This is a genomic window from Siphonobacter sp. SORGH_AS_0500 (genome assembly GCF_002838835.1).
GTDB lineage: Bacteria > Bacteroidota > Bacteroidia > Cytophagales > Spirosomataceae > Siphonobacter.
Genome location: NZ_NHPP01000008.1, coordinates 127,561 through 152,396, shown reverse-complemented (window position 1 = coordinate 152,396; position 24,836 = coordinate 127,561). Strand labels below are relative to the sequence as shown.

21 protein-coding genes are annotated in these 24,836 nt (G+C 45.5%); 15 read left to right on the top strand and 6 right to left on the bottom strand.

Translation table 11 applies throughout. The features are described 5' to 3' along the window. Window positions 1-251: 251 nt before the first annotated feature. The gene (locus BWI96_RS11520; RefSeq protein WP_198555239.1) at window positions 252-1,289 is read right to left on the bottom strand and encodes a glycosyltransferase family 1 protein; all 1,038 of its coding nucleotides are present in this window, start codon (window positions 1,287-1,289) and stop codon (window positions 252-254) included. 682 nt (window positions 1,290-1,971) lie between these two features. On the opposite strand from BWI96_RS11520, the gene BWI96_RS11515 reads away from it, so the two are divergent. Further along, window positions 1,972-3,807: an ABC transporter ATP-binding protein gene (locus BWI96_RS11515; protein WP_106636779.1), complete on the top strand. Its 1,836-nt coding sequence runs from the start codon at window positions 1,972-1,974 to the stop codon at window positions 3,805-3,807. A gap of 72 nt (window positions 3,808-3,879) precedes the next feature. On the opposite strand, the gene BWI96_RS11510 is transcribed toward BWI96_RS11515, so the two are convergent. Together BWI96_RS11510 and BWI96_RS11505 are read right to left on the bottom strand one after the other, a co-directional pair. After that, window positions 3,880-4,959, bottom strand: coding sequence for a hypothetical protein (locus BWI96_RS11510; RefSeq protein ID WP_106636778.1), 1,080 nt, complete (start codon window positions 4,957-4,959; stop codon window positions 3,880-3,882). Window positions 4,960-5,392: 433 nt separating this feature from the next. Continuing rightward, on the bottom strand, window positions 5,393-7,762 hold the full coding sequence (locus tag BWI96_RS11505) for a prolyl oligopeptidase family serine peptidase (protein WP_369804143.1): 2,370 nt from the start codon (window positions 7,760-7,762) through the stop codon (window positions 5,393-5,395). A 223-nt stretch (window positions 7,763-7,985) separates the two neighbouring features. On the opposite strand from BWI96_RS11505, the gene BWI96_RS11500 reads away from it, so the two are divergent. From BWI96_RS11500 to BWI96_RS11490, 3 genes are all read left to right on the top strand, one after another. Beyond that, window positions 7,986-9,365, top strand: a complete 1,380-nt coding sequence (locus BWI96_RS11500) for a DEAD/DEAH box helicase (RefSeq protein WP_106636777.1) — start codon at window positions 7,986-7,988, stop codon at window positions 9,363-9,365. A gap of 91 nt (window positions 9,366-9,456) precedes the next feature. Then, a complete protein-coding gene (locus tag BWI96_RS11495) occupies window positions 9,457-9,756 on the top strand; it encodes a nucleotidyltransferase family protein (RefSeq protein ID WP_198555238.1) in 300 nt (99 codons plus the stop codon). Continuing rightward, complete coding sequence (locus tag BWI96_RS11490) at window positions 9,734-10,084, top strand: DUF86 domain-containing protein (protein WP_106636776.1); 351 nt, start codon at window positions 9,734-9,736, stop codon at window positions 10,082-10,084. Before BWI96_RS11495 ends, BWI96_RS11490 begins: the two co-directional genes overlap by 23 nt. A 441-nt stretch (window positions 10,085-10,525) precedes the next feature. Here the strand turns inward: BWI96_RS11490 and BWI96_RS23285 are convergent, their stop codons facing one another. Further along, window positions 10,526-11,245: a hypothetical protein gene (locus BWI96_RS23285; protein ID WP_369804142.1), complete on the bottom strand. Its 720-nt coding sequence runs from the start codon at window positions 11,243-11,245 to the stop codon at window positions 10,526-10,528. Window positions 11,246-11,375: 130 nt separating this feature from the next. Between BWI96_RS23285 and BWI96_RS11480 the strand changes: the two genes are divergently transcribed. From BWI96_RS11480 to BWI96_RS11470, 3 genes are read left to right on the top strand one after another with little or no spacing between them, the layout of a single operon-like run. Next, complete coding sequence (locus BWI96_RS11480) at window positions 11,376-11,777, top strand: nuclear transport factor 2 family protein (RefSeq protein ID WP_106636775.1); 402 nt, start codon at window positions 11,376-11,378, stop codon at window positions 11,775-11,777. Continuing rightward, window positions 11,777-12,388, top strand: coding sequence for a GNAT family N-acetyltransferase (locus BWI96_RS11475; protein ID WP_232793689.1), 612 nt, complete (start codon window positions 11,777-11,779; stop codon window positions 12,386-12,388). Before BWI96_RS11480 ends, BWI96_RS11475 begins: the two co-directional genes overlap by 1 nt. After that, complete coding sequence (locus BWI96_RS11470; RefSeq protein WP_106636773.1) at window positions 12,385-13,284, top strand: carbon-nitrogen hydrolase family protein; 900 nt, start codon at window positions 12,385-12,387, stop codon at window positions 13,282-13,284. Before BWI96_RS11475 ends, BWI96_RS11470 begins: the two co-directional genes overlap by 4 nt. On the opposite strand, the gene BWI96_RS11465 is transcribed toward BWI96_RS11470, so the two are convergent. After that, entirely contained in the window at window positions 13,279-13,608 is a 330-nt protein-coding gene (locus BWI96_RS11465) for a hypothetical protein (RefSeq protein ID WP_106636772.1), read from the bottom strand. The genes BWI96_RS11470 and BWI96_RS11465 overlap by 6 nt on opposite strands. Then, entirely contained in the window at window positions 13,608-14,114 is a 507-nt protein-coding gene (locus tag BWI96_RS11460) for a hypothetical protein (RefSeq protein WP_106636771.1), read from the bottom strand. The genes BWI96_RS11465 and BWI96_RS11460 overlap by 1 nt, the downstream gene beginning before the upstream one ends. A gap of 135 nt (window positions 14,115-14,249) precedes the next feature. Here BWI96_RS11460 and nadB point away from each other — a divergent pair, with 135 nt between their 5' ends. The 8 genes from nadB (at window position 14,250) to BWI96_RS11420 (ending at window position 24,818) form a co-directional block, all read left to right on the top strand. Then, entirely contained in the window at window positions 14,250-15,827 is a 1,578-nt protein-coding gene (gene nadB, locus BWI96_RS11455; protein WP_106636770.1) for an L-aspartate oxidase, read from the top strand. A gap of 125 nt (window positions 15,828-15,952) precedes the next feature. Continuing rightward, entirely contained in the window at window positions 15,953-16,669 is a 717-nt protein-coding gene (trxA, locus tag BWI96_RS11450) for a thioredoxin (protein WP_106636769.1), read from the top strand. Window positions 16,670-16,778: 109 nt separating this feature from the next. After that, the gene (locus BWI96_RS11445) at window positions 16,779-18,722 is read left to right on the top strand and encodes a KUP/HAK/KT family potassium transporter (RefSeq protein ID WP_106636768.1); all 1,944 of its coding nucleotides are present in this window, start codon (window positions 16,779-16,781) and stop codon (window positions 18,720-18,722) included. An 87-nt stretch (window positions 18,723-18,809) separates the two neighbouring features. Next, window positions 18,810-19,871 (top strand): NAD-dependent epimerase/dehydratase family protein, encoded by a 1,062-nt coding sequence (locus BWI96_RS11440; RefSeq protein ID WP_106636767.1) that lies wholly within the window; start codon window positions 18,810-18,812, stop codon window positions 19,869-19,871. Window positions 19,872-19,988: 117 nt separating this feature from the next. After that, window positions 19,989-20,534: a hypothetical protein gene (locus BWI96_RS11435; RefSeq protein WP_106636766.1), complete on the top strand. Its 546-nt coding sequence runs from the start codon at window positions 19,989-19,991 to the stop codon at window positions 20,532-20,534. 66 nt (window positions 20,535-20,600) lie between these two features. After that, on the top strand, window positions 20,601-21,194 hold the full coding sequence (locus tag BWI96_RS11430; protein WP_106636765.1) for a Crp/Fnr family transcriptional regulator: 594 nt from the start codon (window positions 20,601-20,603) through the stop codon (window positions 21,192-21,194). 387 nt (window positions 21,195-21,581) lie between these two features. Then, window positions 21,582-23,939: a TonB-dependent receptor gene (locus BWI96_RS11425; RefSeq protein WP_106636764.1), complete on the top strand. Its 2,358-nt coding sequence runs from the start codon at window positions 21,582-21,584 to the stop codon at window positions 23,937-23,939. Window positions 23,940-23,942: 3 nt separating this feature from the next. After that, window positions 23,943-24,818: a DUF4249 domain-containing protein gene (locus tag BWI96_RS11420; protein ID WP_106636763.1), complete on the top strand. Its 876-nt coding sequence runs from the start codon at window positions 23,943-23,945 to the stop codon at window positions 24,816-24,818. Window positions 24,819-24,836 lie beyond the last annotated feature (18 nt).

Genomic DNA, 24,836 nt, shown 5'->3' with positions numbered 1-24,836 from the left:
TTTAAATAGTTATTTCGGAAAAACCGATTTAGAAAGTGCATTTTTCAGCAGAAACGAGACGTATTCATTTGTTGAATTACGATCAAAAAATCTACCACACGCCTCTAATCCACTAGTTACCAGATCAGTAATCTATTTCAACCAAAACACTTCAGGTCTATTTACTAGACAGAATGAATCCATCGGCTAGTCATCATTTTTACCGTAATCCTTTTACGAAGATTAATGAAATGTACTTACCACCTACCCGATTAAAACAGCGATTCATACACTTCCAGATACTTCTCCGCACTTTTTTCCAGGCTGAAAAAATTCGCCCGTTGCCGAATCTGTTGTTCCAGAGCCTGGGTCGTATACTGATTCATTCCTGCCTGAAATACTTGCTGCATGGCTTCTGCTTCAAAACTACTGAAATAAAAGGCAACGTCCCCTCCCACTTCCGGTAATGAAGTTCGGTCCGACAGAAAAACGGGTTTTCCAAATGACATGGCTTCCACTACGGGTAAACCGAAACCTTCCGCCAGCGAAGGATGCAAAAAAGCCAGACAATTTTTCAGATACCAGCTCTTTTCCTCTTCCAACACCGGGCCCGGCAGATGTAAACGATCCCGAACGCCTAATTGCTCGGCCAGGGCTTTCATTTGGGCTACGTAATCGGGTTCGTCAAAATGCCCCGCAATGATCATCTCTAACTCTGGATTATGCTGGAGCAGAGGAATTAAAACGTGGTAATTTTTCTTGGCATTCAGATACCCCAGTCCAAAAAGAAACGGTCGGCTGGGTCGATAGGACTTGTGATTCAAACCGGGCGTTGCTACCTGATGCAAGCCATTATGAATGACGTACACAGGCTTGTTGCCGACTTCACAATGTTGCAGTAAATCATTTCTGGTAAATTCCGAGATACAAACGATGGCGTCACTTCGATCAATGAGGGTTTGCGTATGGGCCAGGCTTCTCAGTTGTTCTTCGCGGGGTTTGCCTTCGTGTAAGACGTTGAGATCATGAACCGTTAACAGCACGTTGGTACTACTGCTGCGATCTTTTCGGGGAATAATTCGTCCTGACTGAAAGGGAGCATGCCATACCCGGCAACCCACCAGAAAAGGTTTCCAGAGCTTATGCCATTTTTTCTCAATGATATGATGATTCTCCGGGGCCTTTTGTAGATACTTTCGGGGAGGCAAATACATTCGCAAAGGCGGCTGCTGCCGTTTTTCCAATAACTTATTTACCTCCAGACTCATATTCAGACAGTAGTGATACAAGCCTGAGTTCGGAAATTTCATTAAACCACAATCAAGAATTATCGAGGACATAAATGTCTTTGATTTATAAAGGGATGGCCCTCCAATGAATCGGCACCGGCTCGTTTCCCTGCTTCTGAACGTCTGTTCTGAACCAGGAAACTACTCAGCACCTTCCGTGGGCTTCTACAGATAGGTTACTCTAGGGATTTATGCAAAGCGTATTCTTTGCTATGACACCAATCTGCCAGAAAGTTAGATTGACTCGTACAAATCCTTCTTTGGGTTCACTAACGCTCACCTGTCTGTTCTTTGCTTCCAGAAATCATTTCCGGTTTCCATCGCTTTTTTAACGCACGAAACTAATACTTTGAAAACTATTTAAATGTTTCATAAACTTTTCGAGGGTTTTGGTGTCCCTTATACGCCTCAGGAATAAAAAACTTTGATCTAATCTATTTATCAGTAAATCAAGCTCTTATCGCTAAAAAATCTTTGTTATCTTTAAATAAATGACCGATTTCCTCCGTACGTATGGATCGAAAAATGACAGAAGCCATACATCGCTTCACGCGAAGGCCGTATTTTTGTCTTTCAACCTCTCCTAAAATACATTAATACTCAGTAAGATTCGTTTTAATCTCCGAAGAACTGTATGCATTCGTTGCGTTTGATCCCTGAGATAGCGGTTCTTCACCTCCCAATTTCACGTAACACCAAGTAAATGGAAATTTACAGTCGACTTTTGGGGTATATAAAGCCGTTTCGGAAGTTTGTAATACCCTTTTTTCTCTTCACACTCGCCGGGGTTTTCTTCAGCATCTTTCAATTTGCTCTGATCATTCCCCTGCTGAATTTCCTTTTTGACTCCTCGCACATTGCGGACGAGGCTCAGAAATACGCGGCTCAGCCCGAGTTTTCTTTTAATCCAACGTATTTTAAAGATTATTTCTATTATGTGGTTTACCGCTTCAAGGTAGGTAACCCCATGTATGCTCTGTATTTCTTGGCCGGAACCATCGTAGCCTCGGTTTTGCTGGCAAACCTTTTCCGGTACCTGGCTCAGCAATGCCTGCTCAACGCCCGAACCATGCTGGTAAAACGCCTGCGAGAAGCCTTATTTGAAAAGATTAACCATCTGCATCTGGGTTACTTCACGAAGGAACATAAAGGTGATTTACTTTCCCGATTAAACGGTGATGTTTATGCCATCGAAAGCGTGGCTTCCAGCTCGCTGGAGGTAGTTTTCAAAGAGCCTTATACCCTGATTGGTTACTTCATTGCTCTCTTCGCCATTTCCGCCAAGCTTACCTTGTTTACACTGGTCATTATCCCGGTTTCAGCAATAGGTATTGCCGCCGTGAACAAACGATTGAAGCGGGAAGCTCAGAACGTACAGGCCTCAATGGGTCGTTTATTAACGATGATGGACGAAACCCTGATGGGCATGCGAATCATTCGTTCGTTTAACGCTACTCCATTCATTATCAAACGTTTCAGTCAGGAAAACGACTTTTACCGTCAGGCTAGCATTCAGGGTTTCAGAAGACGCGAGCTGGCTCCGGCTTTCTCCGAAGCTTCGGGTGTGTTTGTAGTGGCCTGTATTCTGGTATACGGTGGTAGTCTGGTATTAAGTCAGGAAGGTGGTTTGCAGGCGAGTTCATTCATTGCCTTCATTGCCATTTTCTCGCAGGTGTTACGTCCGGCGAAAGCAATTGTATTGGCCCTGACCAATATTCAGCAAGGCCGGGCCGCTGGCGAACGGATTGTGGAAATTTTGGATAAACCCATCGAGGTAGAGGATCGTCCTGGAGCAATTGATATGCCTACGTTCCGTGAGTCGATAGAGTTTAAAAATGTTTCCTTCCAGTACGGCGAAAAACCGGTACTTCAGAACTTGTCATTTTCGGTTGAGAAAGGAAAGAAAATTGCTTTTGTAGGACCTTCCGGCGTGGGTAAGTCTACCATTGCCGATTTAATTCCGCGTTTTTACGACGTAACCGACGGTCAGGTTCTGATTGACGGCGTTGACGTTCGGGATTACAAATCAGAATCCTTACGCAGTCACATGAGTTTCGTTTCACAGGAGATTATCCTTTTTAACGATTCCATTTTTAATAACATCGCTCTTGGTCGGCCCGATGCTACGCTGGAAGAAGTCATGCACGCGGCAAAAGTGGCCAACGCTCACGAATTTATTATGCATACCGAGAATGGGTACGAAACCAATATCGGAGATCGGGGCATTCGTTTGTCGGGTGGCCAACGTCAGCGTTTAAGTATTGCCCGGGCGGTTTTCAAGAATTCTTCCATTTTGATTCTGGATGAAGCTACCTCGGCTCTGGATACCGAATCCGAAAAGTCAGTTCAGGAAGCGTTGGATAATCTGATGCAGGATAAAACGACCATCGTTATTGCTCACCGATTAAGCACTATCAAGGAAGCCGATGAAATCATTATTCTGCAAAACGGTCAGATTATTGAACGCGGTAGTCACGACGAATTAGTGGAGGTGGAAGAAGGCCTTTACCGCCGCTTGACAATGTTACAGCACGTGTAAATTCCCGACTATTCATAAACGGAAAGAGCCTAGCCGATCAAATCGGCTAGGCTCTTTCCGTTTTCTACGTCTCTAAACTAAGACGGCATCCTGATCGGTTTTGACGAAATCGTAAAAGCGGATGGACATTCGCTCCATATCATTGAATATACTTTCCTGGTAAGCGTCCTGAATAACGGGATCTTTGAAGTTCTGGTAATACAGATGGAGAATGATTTCCGCCAGTTCTTCCATGCTATCGTAGTAATGGCTAAAACAGGATAAATCCTTGTTAGACGCGTATTTTCGATTCAGTAAAAACGGTTTTTTATATCCCAGCCCTAAATTAAAAGTGCCGGAAATCCGGGTATTGCCATAAAAACCATTGGCTTCGCTATTAATCAGCGGCAACATCAAATCGGATTGCTGAATGTACGAGTGGAACTCATTGTATTCCAGCTGATAATCAAAGGTTTTAATTTGTGAATGCCACAAACCCGAATCCGCTAAAGCCGTTACCAGATCTTCCCGTTCTTTGAATTTACCGAGAAAAATGAATTTAATGTTTTCGGGAAATTTATGTTTTGAGATGTAATTCACCAGCGAGAGATAATCCCTCCGTTCCACAGCAACCGTTCCGGGAATCGTAATCCAGTACTCGTTCGCTGGTTTCATCGGAGCTAACACCTCTACTTTTGGAAAATAGATGGGATAAAACGAAGAAACATGATACTTGGGCAAGGGATCAATCTCGGTTAGCAGGTAATCACTTAAGACCAGGTATTTCTTGATTTTACGATACAATACCTTCGAGAACGTTGAGCTATTTTTAAGTTTCCTGGCATTATGGACCAACCCGATTGTATTCTTTCGGGGTAATACCAAACTTAGATTTCGTACCACTTTTATTTCGGTGGTATTGATAATGATGGTATCTATTTGATGATCAGCAATGTATTTTCTGATCTTGATAAAGGACTGTATTTGCCGGAAAAAATTCAGATGATCGGGTAAATCCAGGATTCCGCTCAGTTGCAGACTCTCAGGTAGCAAACGCACCAATGATTCATTACAAGCGACGTGTACTTCACTATGGTTGTGCGTCAGGAAGTGAACCGTTGAGTAAATGCATTCGGCATGCGATCCCCCCAGTTCTATGATTAATACATTCATGGATCCGCTAATTTTCAACTAATCCTACCAACGTTTTCGGGTATTCTCAGGATTGAATCCTCTTTACATCAGACCAGAAATTACGCTCTGGGTGAGTTTCCAAGGTCTCCCGCAGGGGTTGAGGTGGAAAATAGCGAGCCATAGCGGCATTTCAGTGAATTAATTTTCCGCAAAGGAAGTGCTACAAGTAAAGTTTTGGTCATGGTATAGAGGGTGAATGAATGAGGCAACAATTTAATTGACTGTCAATAAATTAACAAACAAACATATGACAATTTTCTAACGCATGAACCATCTGGATACGTTTGAAAATTAGCTAACTTTTACTAGCCCCTTAGAACGAAAGCAGGATTCATTCTTGCCTGACACTCAAGCCATAAAAAACGGGAGCTTCGTCACCGAAACTCCCGTTCACTGCTGAACATCTCTCGTTCTATTTTTTAAGTTTTTCCTGAAATAGCTTCAGAATCCGCTTGTATTCGTCCATCCAGCTTGTGGGTTCTACAAAACCGTGATCTTCCATTGGATAAGCCGCCAGTTCCCAATTTTCCTTACGAAGCTCGATTAACCGTTGCGAAAGGCGTACGACATCCTGAAAATGTACGTTTACATCAACCATGCCGTGGCAAATCAACAGGTTATCTTTCAGTCCCGTCGCATGATAAATCGGAGAACTCCGACGATACGCCAGTGAGTCATTCTGAGGTTCGTTCAGGATGTTTGCCGTATACCCGTGGTTATATGCTGCCCAGTCCGTTACGGGCCGTAGAGCTGCTCCGGCGTGAAAAGTACCGGGCTTGGTAAAGAGAGCCATGAGCGTCATGAAGCCGCCGTAACTGCCACCGTAGATGCCCATACGTTTCGGGTTAATACCCACTTTCTGCGTTAGGTACTTTGCCCCATCTACGTGATCGTCAAGGTCTTTCCCACCCATGAAGCGATAAATACCCGTCCGCCAGTCGCGGCCATAACCCGCTGATCCACGATAATCCATATCCAGAACAGTATACCCTTGTTCCAGCAGAAGGTTATGGAACATGTATTCCCGGAAGTAACTACTCCACCATTTGTGGGCGTTTTGCAGGTAACCCGCTCCGTGTACGAAAACCACGGCTGCTCCATTTTTCTTTTTAGGAACGTATAATCGAGCATATATATCCTGCCCGTCGCTGGCTTTGATGGTAATGATCTGGGGGGCTTTCCAGTCGTAAGATTTGAATTCTTCAGTAAGCGAATGGGTAATCTTCTCCGCTTTTGCGGCGGCCTGATTGTCCTGAAGGTATAATTCCCAAGGTTGCGTCGTGCTGGAATAACGGATTAATAACTTCGATTCATCGGGCGATAAAGTCACGTCATTTGCTCCTACCATCGAGGTTAGTTTCGTCCGTTCGCCACCCGTGGTTGCCATTTTATACCAGTGCTGTTCGCCGGGATGCACCTCATTCGACTGAAAATAAATGGTCTTTTTATCTTTGGAAAGATACGTTTGCTGCACTTCGAATTTTCCGCTGGTTAACTGCTTTTTCTCGTTCGTGCGAAGGTTTATACTGTACAGGTGCGAGTAACCCGTCGCTTCAGACTGATACAGCAAGGTTTCTTTATCCAGCCAGGTTAAGGAATAGGAACCAGGACCACCAACCCAGGCTTCGTCCCGCAGACGATCCAGCACTTTCAGTTGAGCTTTGGCCGGGTCAATCTGAGCGATCCAGCGATCTTTGTTATCCTGCGAACGAACAATGACCACGCCATAATCGCCCTCTTCCGACCAGCTTGTTCCGTAAAACTGCACCGTTCGGACTTTGGGCTTCGTGCTTTTAGCAGTGGTATCCGCTTTTTTCTTGGCGTATTCCGCCAGATAAGCTGGTTGTTCGTTGATACCCGTTAATTCTTTCGTGCTTACTTCCCGAATGGTATCCTTTTCAATGTCATAAATGAAAAGCTGATGAGCCGCCATGGGTGCCCCTACTTTTGAACGACCCGAAATGTCTTCCGTAAAACCTGATTCAGTGACGTAATTAGGGACGATGGTATTCTTCACGCCAGTCGCCGATTTCATCAACTGAAATGTGACAAATTTACCATTCGGGGCGTAGGTTGGAGCCATCAGGTTTCGCTCTTCCAGGTAAAATTCCTTCGGCCGTTTAGCTTGATTGGCTTTCGTGATTTTCTCGGCTGCTTTCTTTTTATCAGCTCGTTCTTTCAGGACTTCAAACATGGCTAGCTGATCGCTTTTCAGCCATTTTTCTTCTTCACTGACTTTAGCCTCCGCCTTTTTACTACCGGGTAAGAAGTTCGTTACCTGCGTTACTTCGCCCGAAGCCAGGTTCATCGTAAACAGGTTCATGCCGCGACGGAAGATTACCTGCCGCTCGTCACTACTAAAGCTGGGATTACTTTCCGATTCAACGGTATTTGTTAACTGACGAATCTGTTTCGTAGCCAGATCGAGGTAGAACAGATCACCGTTTTTTTCGTAAACTTTAACCGTTTTCGTCCGGTTATACAGCCCCGACTGGCTCGGCATTCGTAGCCGATCCTGCGGGCTCACTTTAGTGATTTTTTTCGTGTTTAACTCGTACGCGTATAAAGAATCGCCGATTGCTTTTTCGGGATTCCAGGAAAAATAGACTTTAGAACCATCTTCAGCCCAAAATGGATCGCTGGGAGCAACACCCATCCACTTGGGATCACGCATGATTTTTTCGACCGTCAAAGGACCCAGTTTCTGGGCAAAGGAAGAGGCCACGGGCAAGCTCAGCAGAAGACCCACTGCCAAAGCCCGCCGAAAAGACAGAATAGACATAATTTTGTTGATGGGAGTACCGTACAAATCGCTTAAAAATAGCAGATTACCCTTAGCTTCATCGCTATTCCTCGACTAAATCTTGTTTTTCTTTGTCAATACTAGGTTTTTATAAAACGTACCTCATCCATTTTACTGGTAGCTAGGGGCTTGTTTTTCAGGATTACTACTGGATACCAAGGCTTTTTGCGACCTTTGTATTTCGTTTGGAAAGAAAAAGAAGATGACTTTCGAAGATTTTAACCTGAACCGGCAGTTACTGAACGCCATTGAAGACGCAGGCTATCAGCAACCTACGGAGATCCAGCAGCAGGGTATCCCCATTGTTTTGGCGGGTCACGACCTGCTGGGTATTGCTCAGACCGGCACGGGAAAAACGGCAGCCTTTGTGTTGCCCATTCTCTATAAAATTAAGTACGCCCAGGGCACGGCTCCGCGGGCGTTGATCCTCGCTCCTACCCGGGAGTTAGTCATGCAGATTGGCGATGCCATTGAGCAGCTCAGTAAATATACCGATTTACGAACCCTCTGTATCTATGGAGGATTAGGGCCGAAAACGCAAATTGAAGCTCTGAAAGCCGGCGTTGATATTCTGGTAAGCACACCCGGTCGGTTTATGGACTTATACCTTCGCGGTGACATCATTACGAAGGAATTAAAAGTAATGGTGCTCGACGAAGCCGATAAGATGATGGACATGGGTTTCATGCCCCAGATTCGCCGGATTCTGGAAATCATTCCGCGTAAACGGCAGAATTTGTTATTCTCGGCTACGTTCCCGGAAAAAGTAGAGAAATTCTCTTTTGAGTTTCTCGAATTTCCAACCCGCATCGAAGTAACGCCACAGGCCACCACGGCCTCTACGGTAGAGCAGGTTATTTATTCGGTTCCTAACCTGCATACGAAGATTAACCTCCTGGGTTACCTCCTGAAAGATCCGACTTTGCAGAAGGTTATGATTTTTGTGCGTTCAAAGGAGGTAGCGGATAATATTCATAAGTTTATTTCCCGTAAGATTTTCTCGGAAGACGACGTTCGGGTCATTCACGCCAACAAAGGCCAAAATACCCGCATTAACGCAATGCAGGCTTTTCGGGATAATCAAATCAAGGTATTAGTAGCTACAGACGTAGCCTCCCGAGGCATTGATGTGCAGGAAGTAACACACGTGATTAACTTCGACGTGCCCCTGATTTATGAAGATTATGTGCACCGCATTGGTCGGACGGGACGGGCTTTTCATACGGGTACTGCCATTACGTTTGTGACGGAAGCAGAGGAATATCATATAGAAAAGATTGAGAAAATCATTGGTCAGGAAATACCGATAGAGTTTCTTCCTGAAGAAGTTGAGGTAACGAATACGCCTTTCAGCGAACGTCAGGATATGCTTCGGGAAATGGACGATCAGCGGAAGAAAGACGACCCGACCTTTAAAGGAGCTTTCCACGAAAAGAAGGTTCAATACTGGCAAAAAGCGAAGCCCACCGGAAGAGGTGGAAACGCCAAATCTGGTTCACCCAAACCTTCGGGCGGACGACCCTCGGGAAAGTCTACGGGTGGCAAGAAATCCAGTTCTGGTCCCAAGCGAGGACGGCGGTAGAATGTTGGTTGTAATGGTTATTAGTTGTTCGTTTTTAGTCTATATCTCGAAGAATTGTTAGTATCGTACTGCCTAAAATAACCCTCAAAATATGGATAGAATCGTTGCTCAGCTTCAGCATTACTTTGCCGACAAACCTATTAACCGGGCTTTCGTATTTGGTTCGTATGCTCGTCAGGAAGAGCAGGCGGATAGTGATATTGATATTCTGGTAGAACTAGATTATGCTCATGGAGCCGACTTTTTTTTCTTCGTTGATTTAAAGGAAGAGTTAAGTAAGCTTTTAAATCGGTCCGTTGATGTAGTGAGTGCCAATGGCCTTTCCAAATTTATTCAACCTCGTATTGACCAGGAAAAACAACTAATTTATGAAAAAGCACCTGGGCAATGAGGCTAGACTAAGGCATATTCTTGAAGCAATTGATTATATACAGGAGTTCTCTACTGGAAAAACTAAAAAGGATCTATATGAGGAGCCCATTTATAGATTCGCTATTGAACGGCAACTGGAAATTATTGGAGAAGCGGCCAATGCTTTAAGTGAAGATTTAACTACCAAGTACCCAGCCGACTGGCGAAAGATTGTTGCCTTTCGTAATTTCATTGTTCATGAATATTTTGGTGTAGACCTTGAACTGGTTTGGGATATTATAGCTAATAAGATACAGCCTCTCCAACAAACGGTTTTATTTATTCTGGATAGTGAATTTACCGGGTAATCATTGGAGCCAATTCCTAAAGTAACCTACGCTCTTTCGGATTTGTAATTCGAAAGCCCTCTGTAAGGGATTTATAATCCCTCTGTCATGGTTGGTGTCCTCACCAACCATTATGCTTTATATTAATGCCTGGTGAAGACACCAGCCATGGCAGGAGATTGGCGTATAGTCGCATCCAACGTTTACCCCGGATTAGCATCCCCCTACGCTCTCTCGGATTTGTAATCCGAAAGCCCTCTGTAAGGGATTTATAATCCCTAAAGTAACCACTAACCGCCTTTTACCCAGACGCGATTAAGTCGCGTCTCTACCTGAAATGATTGATTGCTATGATTTTTCGGATTAGCAATCATCTGCCCTGGTTGGTGTCCTCACCAACCTCTATGCTTTTAGTAATGGCTGTTGAAATGCCCGTTAGAGTCCCCGGATTAACATCCGGGGCTATTCATATTCAACCCCTCCGGGGTTATGATTCCCATTTTCAAACCTCTTCCCTACCTTTATAGGTTTTCGCTTCCCAAACTCCAAACTCCAAACTCCAAACTCCAAACTCCAAACTCCAAACTCCAAACTCCAAACTCCAAACTCCAAACCGCAGCGGCAGCCGCTCAAAACCCATTTGCCATGGTTGGTGTCTCCACCAACCATGCCGAAGTTAGCAACTTCAAAACATCGCAATCTCCATTTTTTGTCCCGGCCAGACCCCGAAAACCTCTTCTGCTTTTTATACCGGTATGAGAAAATCTCCCGCAGTTTTGATTTGACGAGAATGGCATACGCCAAATCTCCAAGAACCCAGAAGGGAATGCGAATATGAACAATGTCAGTCATTTCGACGCCGCCTTCAATTTCCCGAAAATGGTGCTGATGATGCCATAAACTATAAGGCCCAAAACGCTGCTCATCCACGAAATAGTTCTGGTCTTCTACGTGCGTAATTTCCGTCATCCAGTACAGCGGAATTCCCAACAACGGCGTTACGGTATATTCAATGATTTGTCCGGCGTACATTCGTTCGCCGTGATGGCGACTTCTGATATCAAACCCCATGCTGGAGGGTGTAATATCTTTCAGATTTGCGGGTTTACTAAAAAAATCCCAAGCTTGCTCCAGCGTAACGGGCAGTTTCTGGATCGTTTTGAGTGAGTATGTTTTCGACATAAAGAAGGCTATAGCTTACGAACAAATTACCAAATCAAAAGTTATTCCAGACCAACCTTCTGATTTGAACTTTTCGCCGGAAAGGTAGCTTTGCCTAATTTAGGCTGTTCATTTAAAAGTTTTATTCATCATGACCGCACTGGAAATCGTTCAACAGTATTACACCTACTTCAATCAGCAAAATTGGCAGGGCATGCTAAGCCTCGTTTCCCCAGACATTCGGCACGAAGCCAATCAGGGCGACGTTCGAATTGGAATTGAAAAGTTTACCGAGTTTCTTCAGCACATGGATACCAGTTATGAAGAAACCCTGACGGATCTGGTTTTCCTGAGTGAACCTACAAACACGCGGGTTGCTGCAGAATTCGTAGTAAATGGCGTTTATAAACAGGGTGAAGAAGGATTACCCGAAGCTCACGGCCAGAAATACGTATTACCCGCCGGGGCTTTTCTGGAAGTAAAAGAAGGCAAAATCACTCGGGTAACTACCTATTATAACCTGCCCCTCTGGATTAAACTTGTTTCTGAATAGTGCAATACATTACCAAAACAGGCCAGGCCATCGAGCAGGTTTTCGATGACCTGGCCCAGCTTCGTATTCGGGTTTTTCGGGATTTCCCCTACCTCTACGAAGGCTCCATAGCTTACGAAAAAGAGTATCTGAAAACCTATACCCAGGCCGAACGATCGTTTTTATTTGCGGTGTACGATCAGGACCGAATGATTGGAGCAACGACCTGTATTCCGCTTGAAAACGAAATGCCTGAAGTACGAGAGCCTTTTGAGCAAGCAGGCATGGACGTCAGCCGGATTTTTTATTTCGGTGAAAGTATTCTGTTACCTGAATACCGGGGCCACGGCTTAGGGCATCGTTTTTTCGAAGAACGCGAAGCTCATGCTCAAAGCTACGGAACCTTTGAAATGACCTGTTTCTGTTCGGTAGTAAGGCCTGAAGATCACCCGGCTCGTCCGGCGGATTATCGCCCACATGATGTTTTCTGGAAGAAGCGGGGGTATCATCAGGAACCCGCCTTGCAAAGCAAAATGGAATGGCCTGACTTGGGAGAAACTGAATCGACGGCCAAATCCATGATTTACTGGATTAAACCCATTCCACCCACCTCTAAATTAGTCTCGCATTGAACGTTACCATTGCCGCTGCCCAATACCCGATTACTGAACATAAAAGCTTGTCTGACTGGCGGGTTCATACCGAAGGCTGGGTAAGCCGGGCAGTTCAGCAACAGGCCGAGATACTGGTCTTTCCTGAATACGGTTCGATGGAGCTGGTCAGCCTGTTTTCTGAGGAAATCCGGCAGGATATTCGTCGGCAGGTGCGGGAAATGGATGCTCTGAAAGCAGATTTTTGTCAGACATTCGCGGACTTAGCTCACCAGTATAAAGTCGTAATCGTCGCACCCAGTTTTCCAGAACTGGTAGGGCAAGAGTTATACAATCGGGCTTATGTTTTTTCGCCGAAAGGACTCATTGGTTATCAGGATAAGTTTTTCATGACTCGTTTTGAGAATGAAGAATGGGGCATTGCCAGTGCTCCTAAATACCTGAGCCTGTTTGAAGCAGACTGGGGAAGTTTTGGCATTCAGATCTGTTATGATTCCGAGTTCTCCATCAGCTCTCAATTATTATGTTCTTTGGGAGCTTCTGTAATCATAGCTCCAAGCTGTACCGAAACCATTCGTGGAGCCACGCGGGTGCACGTCGGTTGCCGGGCCAGAGCTTTAGAAAATCAGTGCTATACCGTCGTCTCGCAGACCGTAGGTAATGCACTCTGGTCGCCCGCGGTCGATGTTAACTATGGCTTTGCGGCCTTTTACACTACCCCCGACAAAGGCATGCCCGAAGAAGGAATCATTGCCACGCATACGCCTCAGGCCGAAGAATGGCTGGTACAAACCCTGGATGTTTCAAAAATTCAGGAAGTTAGAACCGACGGACACGTTTTCAATTTTAAGGACCATAAGCAGTTGCACATGGGCTTTATGGAAGATCAGGTCAAGATTCGGCGATATACGTTATAACAGCGTAACTCCTGTCGCCTTTTCGATAGCACTCCAGATGACTTTTACGGCGGCGTTCCAGGCTTTTTCAATGGTTACTTCAAGAATTTCCCGGAGTGTTTTCAGGAAGTTAAGCACCATGTCTTCCAGACCATCCAGAAAAAATTCGCGGGTTTCTGGCGTAATATCACCCGTCAGAATACCCGCCGACACTAACGCCGACTGCTGGGCAATGGCCTTTAGCTGACGCTCCTGAAAACCCCGAATGGTGGTCAGGTCTTTGCCTACAATTTCGGAGATGGCCGTTTTCAAATCGGCTATGAGTTGAGTAAGGTCGAGGGCCATTAGCGTTCCAGAGCGTTTTCGTAGGTTAATGCCTGATCCATATAAATTTTTATCTGGCCTTTAAAAGCCTGTACTTCCGTAAGGGTTACCCCCTGTTTCTGATCGGTCTCCCGCATTTTTACCAGCGTGGTATAAATTCGCTCCAGAGCCGTTGCACTCGGAATTTCTCCTTCTTCCAGCACCGGAATTCCTTTTTTCTTCAACGCTTCATTCGCTTTCTGACGAACCTTATTCCGGGGAGTAAAGCGGGCGTTTGCCTGCGTAACCAGAGCATCGAAACTACCAATCAATTGGTTGTAATAAGGCTCCCGATTCGCATAGGTACTCTGTTTTGTACCGAGGGCTACCATCGCGAAAAATTCCATGGTTGCCTTATTCTGAGCAGTAATACCCGTTACTAGCTCCTGGTTATAACTCGGTGCTAACTGTACGGTACAGCTCGAAAAGATGCCCAGAAGTAAAAGGAACAAGCCGCAGACTCGGGCCAATTTTAGCAGGGATTTCATGAAAAGATAACGTCAGGGTCTGTAGCCAAAGTAAGCTCGTTTTTAGCGAAATACCTTCACATTTCCCCCGGCAAATTCCAGCCATTCCCAAATATCTCCTAACTTTCGAGCCACTAAATCGTTTTTGATTTAATTATGACGCACCAATACGACTTCCTTGTGATTGGTTCGGGTATTGCCGGACTAAGTTATGCTACCAAATTGGCCCGTTACTTCGAAAGCCGCCAGGAACCTGTTTCCATTGCAGTAATCACCAAAGTGCAGGCCGATGAGACCAATACCAAATACGCTCAGGGCGGTATTGCCGCCGTTTGGTCGAAGGAAGATTCTTTTGATAAACACATTGACGACACGATGGATGCCGGAGACGGCATTAGCAATCGCAAGATTGTAGAAATCGTCGTTACTGAAGCTCCCGCCCGCATTCAGGAGTTAATCGACTACGGCACCCGCTTTGATCGCCACGGCGAAGAATACGATCTGGCCCGGGAAGGCGGTCACTCCGACCACCGGATTCTGCATTTCAAAGATATCACCGGAGCCGAAATTGAGCGGGCCTTGCTGGAAGAGGTACAGCGGCACGACAGCATTACCATTTTCACGCACTATTACGCCGTTGAGTTAATCACCCAGCACCATTTGGGCGAAACGGTTTATCGCTACCGACAGGACATTAAATGTTTCGGAGCATACGTTTTAAATACTCAAACGGGCGAAGTGGATAAATTTCTGGCGAAAACCACCATGCTGGCCACGGGCGGCATCGGTAATATTTACCAGAGCACCACCAATCCTACCATCGCTACGGGAGACGGCATTGCGATGGCCTATCGGGCTAAGGGCATTTGTGATAACATGGAGTTTATTCAGTTCCATCCGACCAGTTTATACCAACCCGGCAAAAAACCTTCGTTCCTGATTTCGGAAGCCGTTCGGGGCTTTGGCGGCGTGCTGAAAAATGCGGACGGTTCGACCTTCATGGAAAACTACGATCCACGATTATCGCTGGCTCCCCGCGACATTACGGCTCGGGCTATTGACTCCGAAATGAAGCGAAACGGTACCGATCATGTCTATCTGGACGTTCGGGATACGGATTATGAGAAGTTTCTGGAACACTTTCCAAACATTACCCAACATTGTCTTGATCTGGGCATTGACATTCGAACGGACATGATTCCCGTCGTTCCAGCTCAGCATTACCTCTGTGGTGGCGTTCGGGTGAATGAACACGGGCAGACGAATATTCTTTTTCTGTACGCCGCAGGCGAGTGCTCCTGCACGGGCTTACACGGAGCGAATCGACTTGCTTCCAACTCTTTACTGGAAGCCGTCGTTTTCGGTCACCGGGCCTTTTTAAGTACCATTGAGCATTTACACAAAGCGGTAATTCCCGCCAACGTTCCCGACTGGGATGATTCAGGTACGACTCATCCCGAAGAACAGGTACTGGTCACCGAAATGACGCGGGAATTAAACAGCATCATGGCTAATTACGTGGGTATTGTGCGAACCAACCGCCGTCTACGCCGGGCTTACGAACGCGTCGAGTTACTCTATAGGGAGCACGAGCAACTATACCGTGAATCGAAAGTTTCCGTTCCTATTTGTGAATTACGTAACATGATTAACGTTTCGTATCTTGTGATAAAAATGGCCATGTCCCGCCGCGAAAATGTAGGGCTGCATTATAATTTGGATAATATCAAGTGAGTTTCGAGTTTGGGGTTTTGAGTTATGCTGACGTTGATACTCTTAACCAAAGCACTTCTGTAACTTCCAACCCTAAACTCAAAACCCCAAACTTTCCTCGTACTAGTATCTAAAAACGTATCTCCATGCTTTCTTTAACTAAATTCAGAATCTTGATGGGGCTGGGCTGGCTTTGCAGCCTTTCGGCCTTTGCTCAGACCAACCTGGATGTGAATGCTTTCGAAGGAAAACTCAGCAGCAAACCCCAGGTACTTGACGTTCGGACGGCTTCTGAGTATGAGCGGGGTTATTTACCCAACGCTCAAAATATCGACTGGAAAAAACAGGACGCCTTCGCTGAGCAAGTTGCCAAACTTGATAAAAATAAACCCGTACTGGTGTATTGTTACTCCGGCGGACGTAGCGGTCAGGCCGCCGAATACCTCGCCAAGGCGGGTTTCAAGGAAGTATATAACCTCGACGGTGGCTACCTGAAATGGACGAACGCCAACAAATCCGTTATTGCTCCAACCGAACGTCCGGCGATGATGCCTGCTCCCAAGGGCAAAGACGTATTAGCTCAGACCCTCAAGGATAACAAAGTAGTGCTGGTTGATTTTTATGCCGTTTGGTGCGGACCCTGCAAGCAACAGGCTCCTATTCTGGAAAAACTAAAACATGACTGGGCCGGGAAGGTAACGATTCTAAAAATCGACGCCGATCGTGATCCTGATGTCGCGAAGCAGTACAAAGTGGATGCTATTCCTACACTGTTATTATTCAAAGACGGAAAGCCTGTTGACCGGATGATTGGTTTACGGGATGAAGCCAGTTTACGAAGAGATGTAGAAAAAATCCTATAACCCCCAGGCCGATTCGTTACGTAACCCTTCGAGTCGGCTTTTCTATGATTGAGCGAAACGGCTCATCGCATTAATACTTTAACTTTGCGGTTCTTTAGTCAATTTCCACATGGATCATAAACACCTGGATAAGGTGAGTGCCGCCGGGCTTTTGATTGCCCTCGGCATCATTTACGGAGATATTGGTACCTCTCCCTTGTATGTAATGCAAGCGATTATGGGCGATAAGCCCATTTCAGAACGTCTGGTTTTAGGAGCCGTCTCCTGCGTGCTCTGGACGCTTACCTTACTGACCACCGTCAAATACGTAGTGCTTATTTTACGGGCCGATAACCGAGGTGAAGGCGGTGTTTTTGCCTTGTACACGCTGGTTCGGAAGCACGCCCGCTGGTTAACCATTCCCGCAATTATTGGCGGAGCGGCTCTGTTAGCCGATGGTATCATTACCCCACCCATGTCGGTAGCTTCGGCTGTGGAAGGATTGGAAATGCGGTATCCTCATCTGGATCATTACATTATCTACATCATTCTGGCCATTATCACGGTTCTGTTCTTGATTCAGGCCCTGGGCACGCAATTGGTAGGCCGCTCGTTCGGACCAATGATGTTCATCTGGTTCAGCATGCTGGCCTTTTTCGGTATTATCTGGATTGCACAAGACTGGACGATTCTCCGGGCCGTCAATCCCTATTATGCCTACGACATGCTGGCTCATGAGCCTTCTGGTTTCTGGTTATTAGGTTCGGTTTTCCTTTGTTCTACTGGGGCGGAAGCTTTGTACTCAGATATGGGTCACTGTGGCCGTGGAAACATTCGGGTCTCCTGGGTGTTCGTAAAGGCCTGCCTCATGTTGCAATACTTCGGCCAGGGAGCCTGGTTAATGGCTCATAACGGCGAATTTCTTCGCGGGCGGAAACCCATTTACGAAATGATGCCCGACTGGTTTTTATTACCGGGTATTACCATCGCCACAATGGCGGCAATTATTGCCAGTCAGGCCTTGATTACGGGTTCATTTACGCTGATTTCTGAAGCCATCCGGTTGAACTTCTGGCCTAAAGTAAAGCTGCGTTACCCTTCCAATGAAAAAGGTCAGTTATACGTCCCTAGTGTCAACTGGTTACTTTGGGCGGGTTGTATGGCCGTCGTTTTATACTTCCGTGAGTCCACTAATATGGAAGCGGCCTATGGTCTGGCCATTACCCTGACCATGTTAATGACTACCATGCTGATGGCGTACTACCTCTATACGCATCGGTTCATGTTCTACGGAGTTATTCTCTTTTTGGTCGTTTACCTAACTATCGAGTCTTCGTTCCTGGTTGCGAACCTGCTGAAGTTTACGCACGGCGGCTGGGTATCTCTGCTGATCGGTTCGACCATTGCGATAGTCATGATTATCTGGCTGCGAGCCTTTAACATCAAAGCCCGTCTGACCGAATACGTCAAACTTTCTGATTATATCGACCCATTGAAAGAACTGAGTCGGGATATGTCGATTCCTAAGTATGCTACCCACCTGATTTTCATGTCTAATGCGTCACGGGTGAGTGAAATTGAATCGAAAGTGATTTACTCTATCTTTCAGAAACGACCCAAACGGGCGGATATTTACTGGTTTGTGCACGTTGATACCGTAGATGATCCGTATACGATGGAATATAAGGTAAACGTAATTGCTCCCGACGATGTCATTAAAGTGACTTTCCGACTGGGCTTCCGGGTCGAACAACGGATTAACCTCTATTTCCGCCGCGTGATTCAGGATATGGTAAAAAATAAGGAAGTGGATATTACCAGCCGTTACGAGTCGTTAAGTAAACAGAACGTCATTGGTGATTTCCGTTTCGTTGTGTTGGAGAAATTCCTGTCGTTCGAAAACGATCTTCCCTTCTGGGAACGCATGACCATGCAGGCTTACTTCTACATCAAAACGTTTACGACTTCCGAAGACCGCTGGTTTGGTCTGGATAGTTCGGCGGTTAAGATTGAAAAAGTACCGCTTATTATCCGTCCCGCCCAAACATTTAATTTAAAAAGAGTTACGGATTAGAAACCATCCCTATACTAAATATGTGAAGAATGGTCACCTTCTGATGACCTATTCTTCCCATAAAATTTAGCTGATTTATTACTACTTATGAAAATCTTAATTACCGGAGGAGCCGGTTTTGTGGGTTCCTCTCTGGCCCTCAACCTTAAGAAGAATTATCCTTCTTACGAAATTTATGCCCTTGACAACCTGAAAAGAAGAGGCTCCGAACTGAACATTAACCGTCTGAAATCAGCGGGTATTGAGTTTGTTCACGGCGACATTCGCTCCAAAGAAGATTTCGACGTTATTCCTGCCGTGGATGCAGTTATTGAAGCTTCAGCCGAGCCTTCGGTTTTAGCGGGTCTGAATGGTTCTCCCGATTACCTGATCAATACCAACCTTGTTGGAACGATTAACTGTCTGAACTTCGCCTTAAAGCACAAAGCCACTTTTGTTTTTCTGTCCACCAGCCGGATTTACCCGATTAAACCGCTGGAAAAACTGACTTATCAGGAAGAAGAAACCCGCTTTGCCTTAACCGAAGAACAGCCTTTGCCCGGAGCCAATGCCAAAGGGATCAGTGAGTATTTTCCCCTTGAGGGAGCCCGTTCCTTGTACGGAGCAACCAAACTGGCTTCGGAATTGATGATTCACGAATACAATGAGTTTTACGGCTTGAAAACCGTTATTAACCGTTGCGGCGTGCTGACGGGTCCCTGGCAAATGGGTAAGGCCGATCAGGGCGTTATGGTGCTTTGGGTTGCTAAACACTTTTACGAACAACAACTGGCGTATATTGGCTTTAATGGGACGGGTAAGCAAACCCGCGATATGCTCCACGTAGCCGATTTATACCGTTTGGTAGACTGGCAGTTACACCATATTGATCAGGTTAATGGCGAGATTTTGAACGTAGGAGGCGGCGTTGAAGTCAGTACTTCGCTCGTGGAATTAACTAAAATTTGTCAGGAAGTTACGGGTAAAACCATTCCGATTAAACCCATTACTGAAGGTCGTACGGCAGATATTCCATTATACATTACTGATAATACCAAAGTAACAGAAATGACGGGCTGGAAACCCGAAATTTCCATCCGCCAAATCGTGGAAGAAGTCCACGAATGGCTAGAAGAAAACGCAGAACAACTGAGTTACGTATTAAAATAAAACAATAGGCCGTTTCTAAAAACGGTTAGTAATACGCCGGAGAATTGAGAAACTTTGAATGGAAAAAGCTTTTTTTCTGTTCATCTATTCTCAATTCTCCTTCTTTATTTTCTAAGCATGAAAAAACTATTATTCGGACTTTTATTGATTACGGTGGGCTGTCAGAATAGCCCCAAACAGGCCAGCTCCAAACCCCAGACTTACTTTGATCTGAAAGGCTACGTTGAGTCTCAGATTGCCATGCTAAAAAAGACAAATCCGGTGGTTCGTAAAGAGGTTAGCGTGAATGAAGAATCAGAAACATTGGTAACCCCTAAAATCGACTGGACGAAAGAACTAGAACTTTTTCTTCAGGCGGATATTAACAAACCCGCTTATACTCAGAGCTATTTCATAGATACTTTATCGGCTAATACCGTTTCTTACCGACTTCGTCAGGGTGAGCATTTACCGATTCAGTTTCTGGAAGTTATCCGGGATGAACAGAACCGCCCTAGTAAGATAAAAGCAACCATGCTGGAGAAAAATTATCTGTTTGAATCCGAAAAAATACTCACGCTGGAGAGCACGGATGGACGCCTGAGCTCTTATCAAATAGAGGGTTTTCAACAACTATTTATTGGAGATCCCAAGCCCTTCCGAATCACTACTCTTGTACAATAATATCAAATTCATGTGCTAGATTATCAGCATATATTTGTAACATTGACGACTCGTATCGTATAACATATGGTATCCAAGTCCGAAAAAGCCAGCCCATTAGCAGAAGCCTTAACCCAGTTATATCCTCTTTCGGATCTAACGAAAGAAGCGTTATTGCAGGTTCTTAGGCCCTGTATCTACTCTAAAGGTTCGTTGATTTTAACACCCGGACAACGGAGTGAATATTTTTATTTCATTGAGAAGGGCTTAATGCGAGGGTATTATCTGGAAGAAGGTAAAGAGGTAACGGCCTGGATCGTAGCGGAAGGAGGGGTTGGAATGGCCACGGAAAGTTTTTACCGTCAGACACCCTCCGATCTATATCTGGAAGTACTGGAAGAAAGCATTGTATACCGCCTGCATTACCAGGATTTTCTAGAGCTTCGTTTGAATTATCCTGATTACGTTCATTTCATTCTTCGCTTTACGGAAGAATATCTCATTTATAATAATATTCGTTTACAACTGCTTTGTACGCGTTCGCCAGTTGAAAGATATAAGCTCTTCGATTCCAAATACGCGAACCTTCGGGGAAGACTCTCTCAAAGTGTTCTGGCCAGTTATCTGAACATGAGTTATTTTCAGATCAGCCGTATCCGTACCCAATTAAGCAAGGTCTAAAAATAGCTGTACATACATTTGTTGCGAAAACGCAACTCCTTTTTTGCGTTTTCGCAAATTTCCTTCCGTTCTAATCCTATTATTTTGTAGCATTAAAAGAAGCAAATGTGCTGCTTACTTTAAAGACTTCTACGTTCAACCCTCCACCTTTCCTGATTTCGCTTTTAGGGCGGCTGTATTCACCAACCCACTTTATTGTTAACCTCATTCAGTGGCTACGATCTTTTGACCGTAGCCACTCTTGTTTTAGTTTGACTCCAATTCGCGTTTTAGCCCTAGAGAACTCATTTCCTTGGCTGAAAGTCAATATTTTATAACAAGTTTGCGGTACAAGCGTTTTTCGTTTACATTTCTAAACCTATTACTGTTGCCCTGCCTCGTATTTACATGAGAGTATATGTTACCCTGGGTTTATTACTTCTTACGTTTTTTACCAGGGCTCAGTCTGGACGCGTCACTATTAGCGGTTATGTTCGCGAAAGCGGCTCGGGCGAATCCTTGCCTGGTGTTACCGTATCCGTTCCGGCTGTTCAGAAAGGAACCACCACTAATACGTACGGCTTCTACTCCTTAACCTTACCCCTGAGTGATACCCTGGAAGTCGTTGTCTCCAGCATTGGGTTTCAAAGTCAGTCCCGAAAACTGGCCCTGACGAGGAATCTCGAAATGAACTGGCAACTTCTGGTCAGTAATGCCGAATTGAAGGAAGTGGTGGTCTCCGGAAATTATCAGACTCGCGAATCGCAGAAAGTGCAGATGTCAACCATTTCCGTACCTATCGAGCAAATGAAAGATGTTCCGGCTCTACTGGGAGAAAAAGACATGCTGAAAGTCTTACAATTGTTACCGGGCGTCCAAAAAGGCTCCGAAGGGAATTCGGGACTTTATATTCGCGGCGGCGGGCCCGATCAGAATCTCTTAATTCTCGACGAAGCTCCGGTTTATAATGCCTTTCACTTGTTTGGTTTCTTCTCCATTTTCAACGGCGATGCCTTAAAATCCGTTGAACTGATCAAAGGCGGATTTCCGGCCCGTTACGGAGGGAGATTATCTTCCGTTATTGAAATGCAAATGAAGGAAGGCCATAAGGAAGAATTCCACGGCGAAGGGGGCATTGGTCTGATTTCCAGTAGACTTGTTTTGCAGGGACCCATTCAAAAAAATAAATCTTCCTTCATCATCTCTGGTCGTCGAACCTACGTTGACATTTTATTAAAACCCTTATTACCGGCGGAAAACCAGGGAAGCTATTACTTCTATGATCTGAATGCGAAACTGAACTACGACTTTGGACGAAAGGACAAAGTATACCTGAGTGGTTACTTAGGACAGGACCGATTTTCATTCCGGTCTCAAATCAGGAATAACCAGCAGGGCGGCGGGCTTGACTGGGGTAATAAAACGGCCAGCCTTCGCTGGAATCATTTATTCAGCAATCGCTTATTCGCTAATACTACTCTGCTTTTCAGTCATTATGCCTTTCAGGTGAATGCTCAGAGTTCGCAAACTTTTAATAACCTTACGAGTCAGTTTAATTTACAAAATTCATCGACCATTCGGGACTTTACTTTTAAAACAGATTTCGATTGGTCGCCCATTCCTCAGCATAGTATTAAGACGGGTTTATCGGTAACGTCTCACCGGTTTCTGCCCAATACCATCACACTGGAGAATTCCATTATTTCTCAGAATGTATCTCAAATTCAGCCGCTGGATAGCTATGAAGGAGGCATCTACCTGGAAGATACCTATCACCCTTTCTCAGCTCTTCGGATTAATGCGGGTCTTCGCATGAGTTACTTCGCTACCGAGGGACGAACCTACAACCGCCCGGAGCCTCGGCTGGCTTTGTCTTACACTTTTCCACGTCACTGGGCACTGAAAGCTTCCTACGCAACGATGAATCAGTACATCCATCTGCTTTCTAACTCCAGCGTAGGCTTGCCAACGGACTTATGGGTGCCGACCACCCGAAACGTGGCTCCTCAACAATCGCAACAGATTGCCTTGGGCGTTGCTAAAGATTACTCCCAGTTTTCGGTTACGATAGAAGGTTTTTATAAGAAGATGGATAACATTCTCTCCTATAAAGAAGGCTCCAGCTTTCTGGCTAGTACGGGCCTGGAGTCACTCACGGAAGCTTCTGATTCACGTTCCTGGGAAGAACAGATTACGGCTGGGCAAGGCTGGAGTTACGGCAGCGAATTTTTTGTCCAGAAAAAAACGGGTCGCCTGACTGGCTGGGTGGGGTATACGCTCTCCTGGATTCAGAATCAGTTTGCGGAACTCAATGGCGGCAAAAAATTCTGGGCTCGTTATGACCGTCGTCATGACATCTCAGTGGTGGGAATTTATCACCTGAAACCAACCATTACCCTCTCGTCTACGTGGGTATACGGTACGGGACAGGCGATTTCATTACCTCAGAGCACGTTTGAAATCAGTGGACCCACGCAGCCAGGATTTGTGCCTTCGTTTCCTACCCGCATTTCTGATTACGGCCAGCGAAACAGTTTTCGTGCGGCTCCTTATCATCGCCTGGACGTAGGCATTCAGTTTCACAAAAAGAAAAAACGTTTCAGCCGTACTTGGGAAGTGAGCCTCTACAATGCGTATAGTCGTAAAAATCCGTTTTTCTATTACATCGATGATTCCCAAAGCACGCCAACCCGTAACAACCGGGTGCTGACGCAGGTTTCGTTATTTCCTATTATTCCCAGCGTGTCGTATAGTTTCAAGTTTTGAGCCATGAAGACATTACTACCTCTACTACTGCTGTTATGCTTCGCGGGCTTATGGGCCTGCCAAGAGCCTGTTGATTCCATTCCGATTCCTTATACCCCCAAAATGGTAGTGGAGTCTTACCTTAACCCCACCGAGGCAACTATCCGGGTTTCGCTGCGTACGAACGAACCCATGGTGGGATCTTCTGACGCCAGTATCATTACCGATGCAACGGTTACCATTAGCGACGGCCAGCAAACGGTTACTTTACCTTTTCACGGAGATGACTACTGGATTGGAACGCTCACTAACGCCAAAATACGTCTGCGAGCCGGTACTACTTATACCCTTAAAGCTTCCGCTCCGGGTTACGAATCTATTGAAGCCACTTGCACCATTCCTACCCGGGCGTCTAACTTACGCTGGCGAATCGATGGCATTGAGTACATTCAGGATAACCGGGGCTATCGGGTTTATAATAACTATTTGTTAGTGTGGGGTGGAAACATTCCAACCGAGCGGCAATATTTTGCATTGGGACGGCAGTGGGCCTACGCCGATACCCTTCAAACCACCAGCGGACAGGATTCAGTCTTTAACGGAATTCAGACCGTCTGGGATCATTTTGAAACGGATGATGTCATTCGTAACAACCAGCTTTATGCTCGAACTTTTATGGGACGAATTTCCGGGCGGGATTCTACCATACGAAATCCGAGAAGTACGGATTTATTACTGATGCAATTTGACGTAAATGCCTATAACTTCCTGAAAGCTTCGCAGCTTCAAAAGCAAAATGGAAATAATCCCTTTGCGGAGCCTTCGCTGGTACCTTCCAACATCAGGAATGGATTAGGGGTGTTTGGAGCCGTATACCAACGAAGGCAAACGGTACCTTAATGGCCCTCGTCCTAGCAT

Coding starts and splice junctions, on each gene's coding strand:
- trxA (WP_106636769.1), top strand. CDS start 15,953: ATGCTTTCTTTAACTAAATTCAGAATCTTGATGGGGCTGGGCTGGCTT.
- BWI96_RS11510 (WP_106636778.1), bottom strand. CDS start 4,959: ATGAATGTATTAATCATAGAACTGGGGGGATCGCATGCCGAATGCATT.
- BWI96_RS11460 (WP_106636771.1), bottom strand. CDS start 14,114: ATGAAATCCCTGCTAAAATTGGCCCGAGTCTGCGGCTTGTTCCTTTTA.
- BWI96_RS11435 (WP_106636766.1), top strand. CDS start 19,989: ATGAAAAAACTATTATTCGGACTTTTATTGATTACGGTGGGCTGTCAG.
- BWI96_RS23285 (WP_369804142.1), bottom strand. CDS start 11,245: ATGTCGAAAACATACTCACTCAAAACGATCCAGAAACTGCCCGTTACG.
- BWI96_RS11430 (WP_106636765.1), top strand. CDS start 20,601: ATGGTATCCAAGTCCGAAAAAGCCAGCCCATTAGCAGAAGCCTTAACC.
- BWI96_RS11445 (WP_106636768.1), top strand. CDS start 16,779: ATGGATCATAAACACCTGGATAAGGTGAGTGCCGCCGGGCTTTTGATT.
- BWI96_RS11420 (WP_106636763.1), top strand. CDS start 23,943: ATGAAGACATTACTACCTCTACTACTGCTGTTATGCTTCGCGGGCTTA.
- BWI96_RS11500 (WP_106636777.1), top strand. CDS start 7,986: ATGACTTTCGAAGATTTTAACCTGAACCGGCAGTTACTGAACGCCATT.
- BWI96_RS11480 (WP_106636775.1), top strand. CDS start 11,376: ATGACCGCACTGGAAATCGTTCAACAGTATTACACCTACTTCAATCAG.
- BWI96_RS11425 (WP_106636764.1), top strand. CDS start 21,582: ATGAGAGTATATGTTACCCTGGGTTTATTACTTCTTACGTTTTTTACC.
- BWI96_RS11465 (WP_106636772.1), bottom strand. CDS start 13,608: ATGGCCCTCGACCTTACTCAACTCATAGCCGATTTGAAAACGGCCATC.
- BWI96_RS11490 (WP_106636776.1), top strand. CDS start 9,734: ATGAAAAAGCACCTGGGCAATGAGGCTAGACTAAGGCATATTCTTGAA.
- nadB (WP_106636770.1), top strand. CDS start 14,250: ATGACGCACCAATACGACTTCCTTGTGATTGGTTCGGGTATTGCCGGA.
- BWI96_RS11505 (WP_369804143.1), bottom strand. CDS start 7,762: ATGTCTATTCTGTCTTTTCGGCGGGCTTTGGCAGTGGGTCTTCTGCTG.
- BWI96_RS11515 (WP_106636779.1), top strand. CDS start 1,972: ATGGAAATTTACAGTCGACTTTTGGGGTATATAAAGCCGTTTCGGAAG.
- BWI96_RS11520 (WP_198555239.1), bottom strand. CDS start 1,289: ATGAAATTTCCGAACTCAGGCTTGTATCACTACTGTCTGAATATGAGT.
- BWI96_RS11440 (WP_106636767.1), top strand. CDS start 18,810: ATGAAAATCTTAATTACCGGAGGAGCCGGTTTTGTGGGTTCCTCTCTG.
- BWI96_RS11495 (WP_198555238.1), top strand. CDS start 9,457: ATGGATAGAATCGTTGCTCAGCTTCAGCATTACTTTGCCGACAAACCT.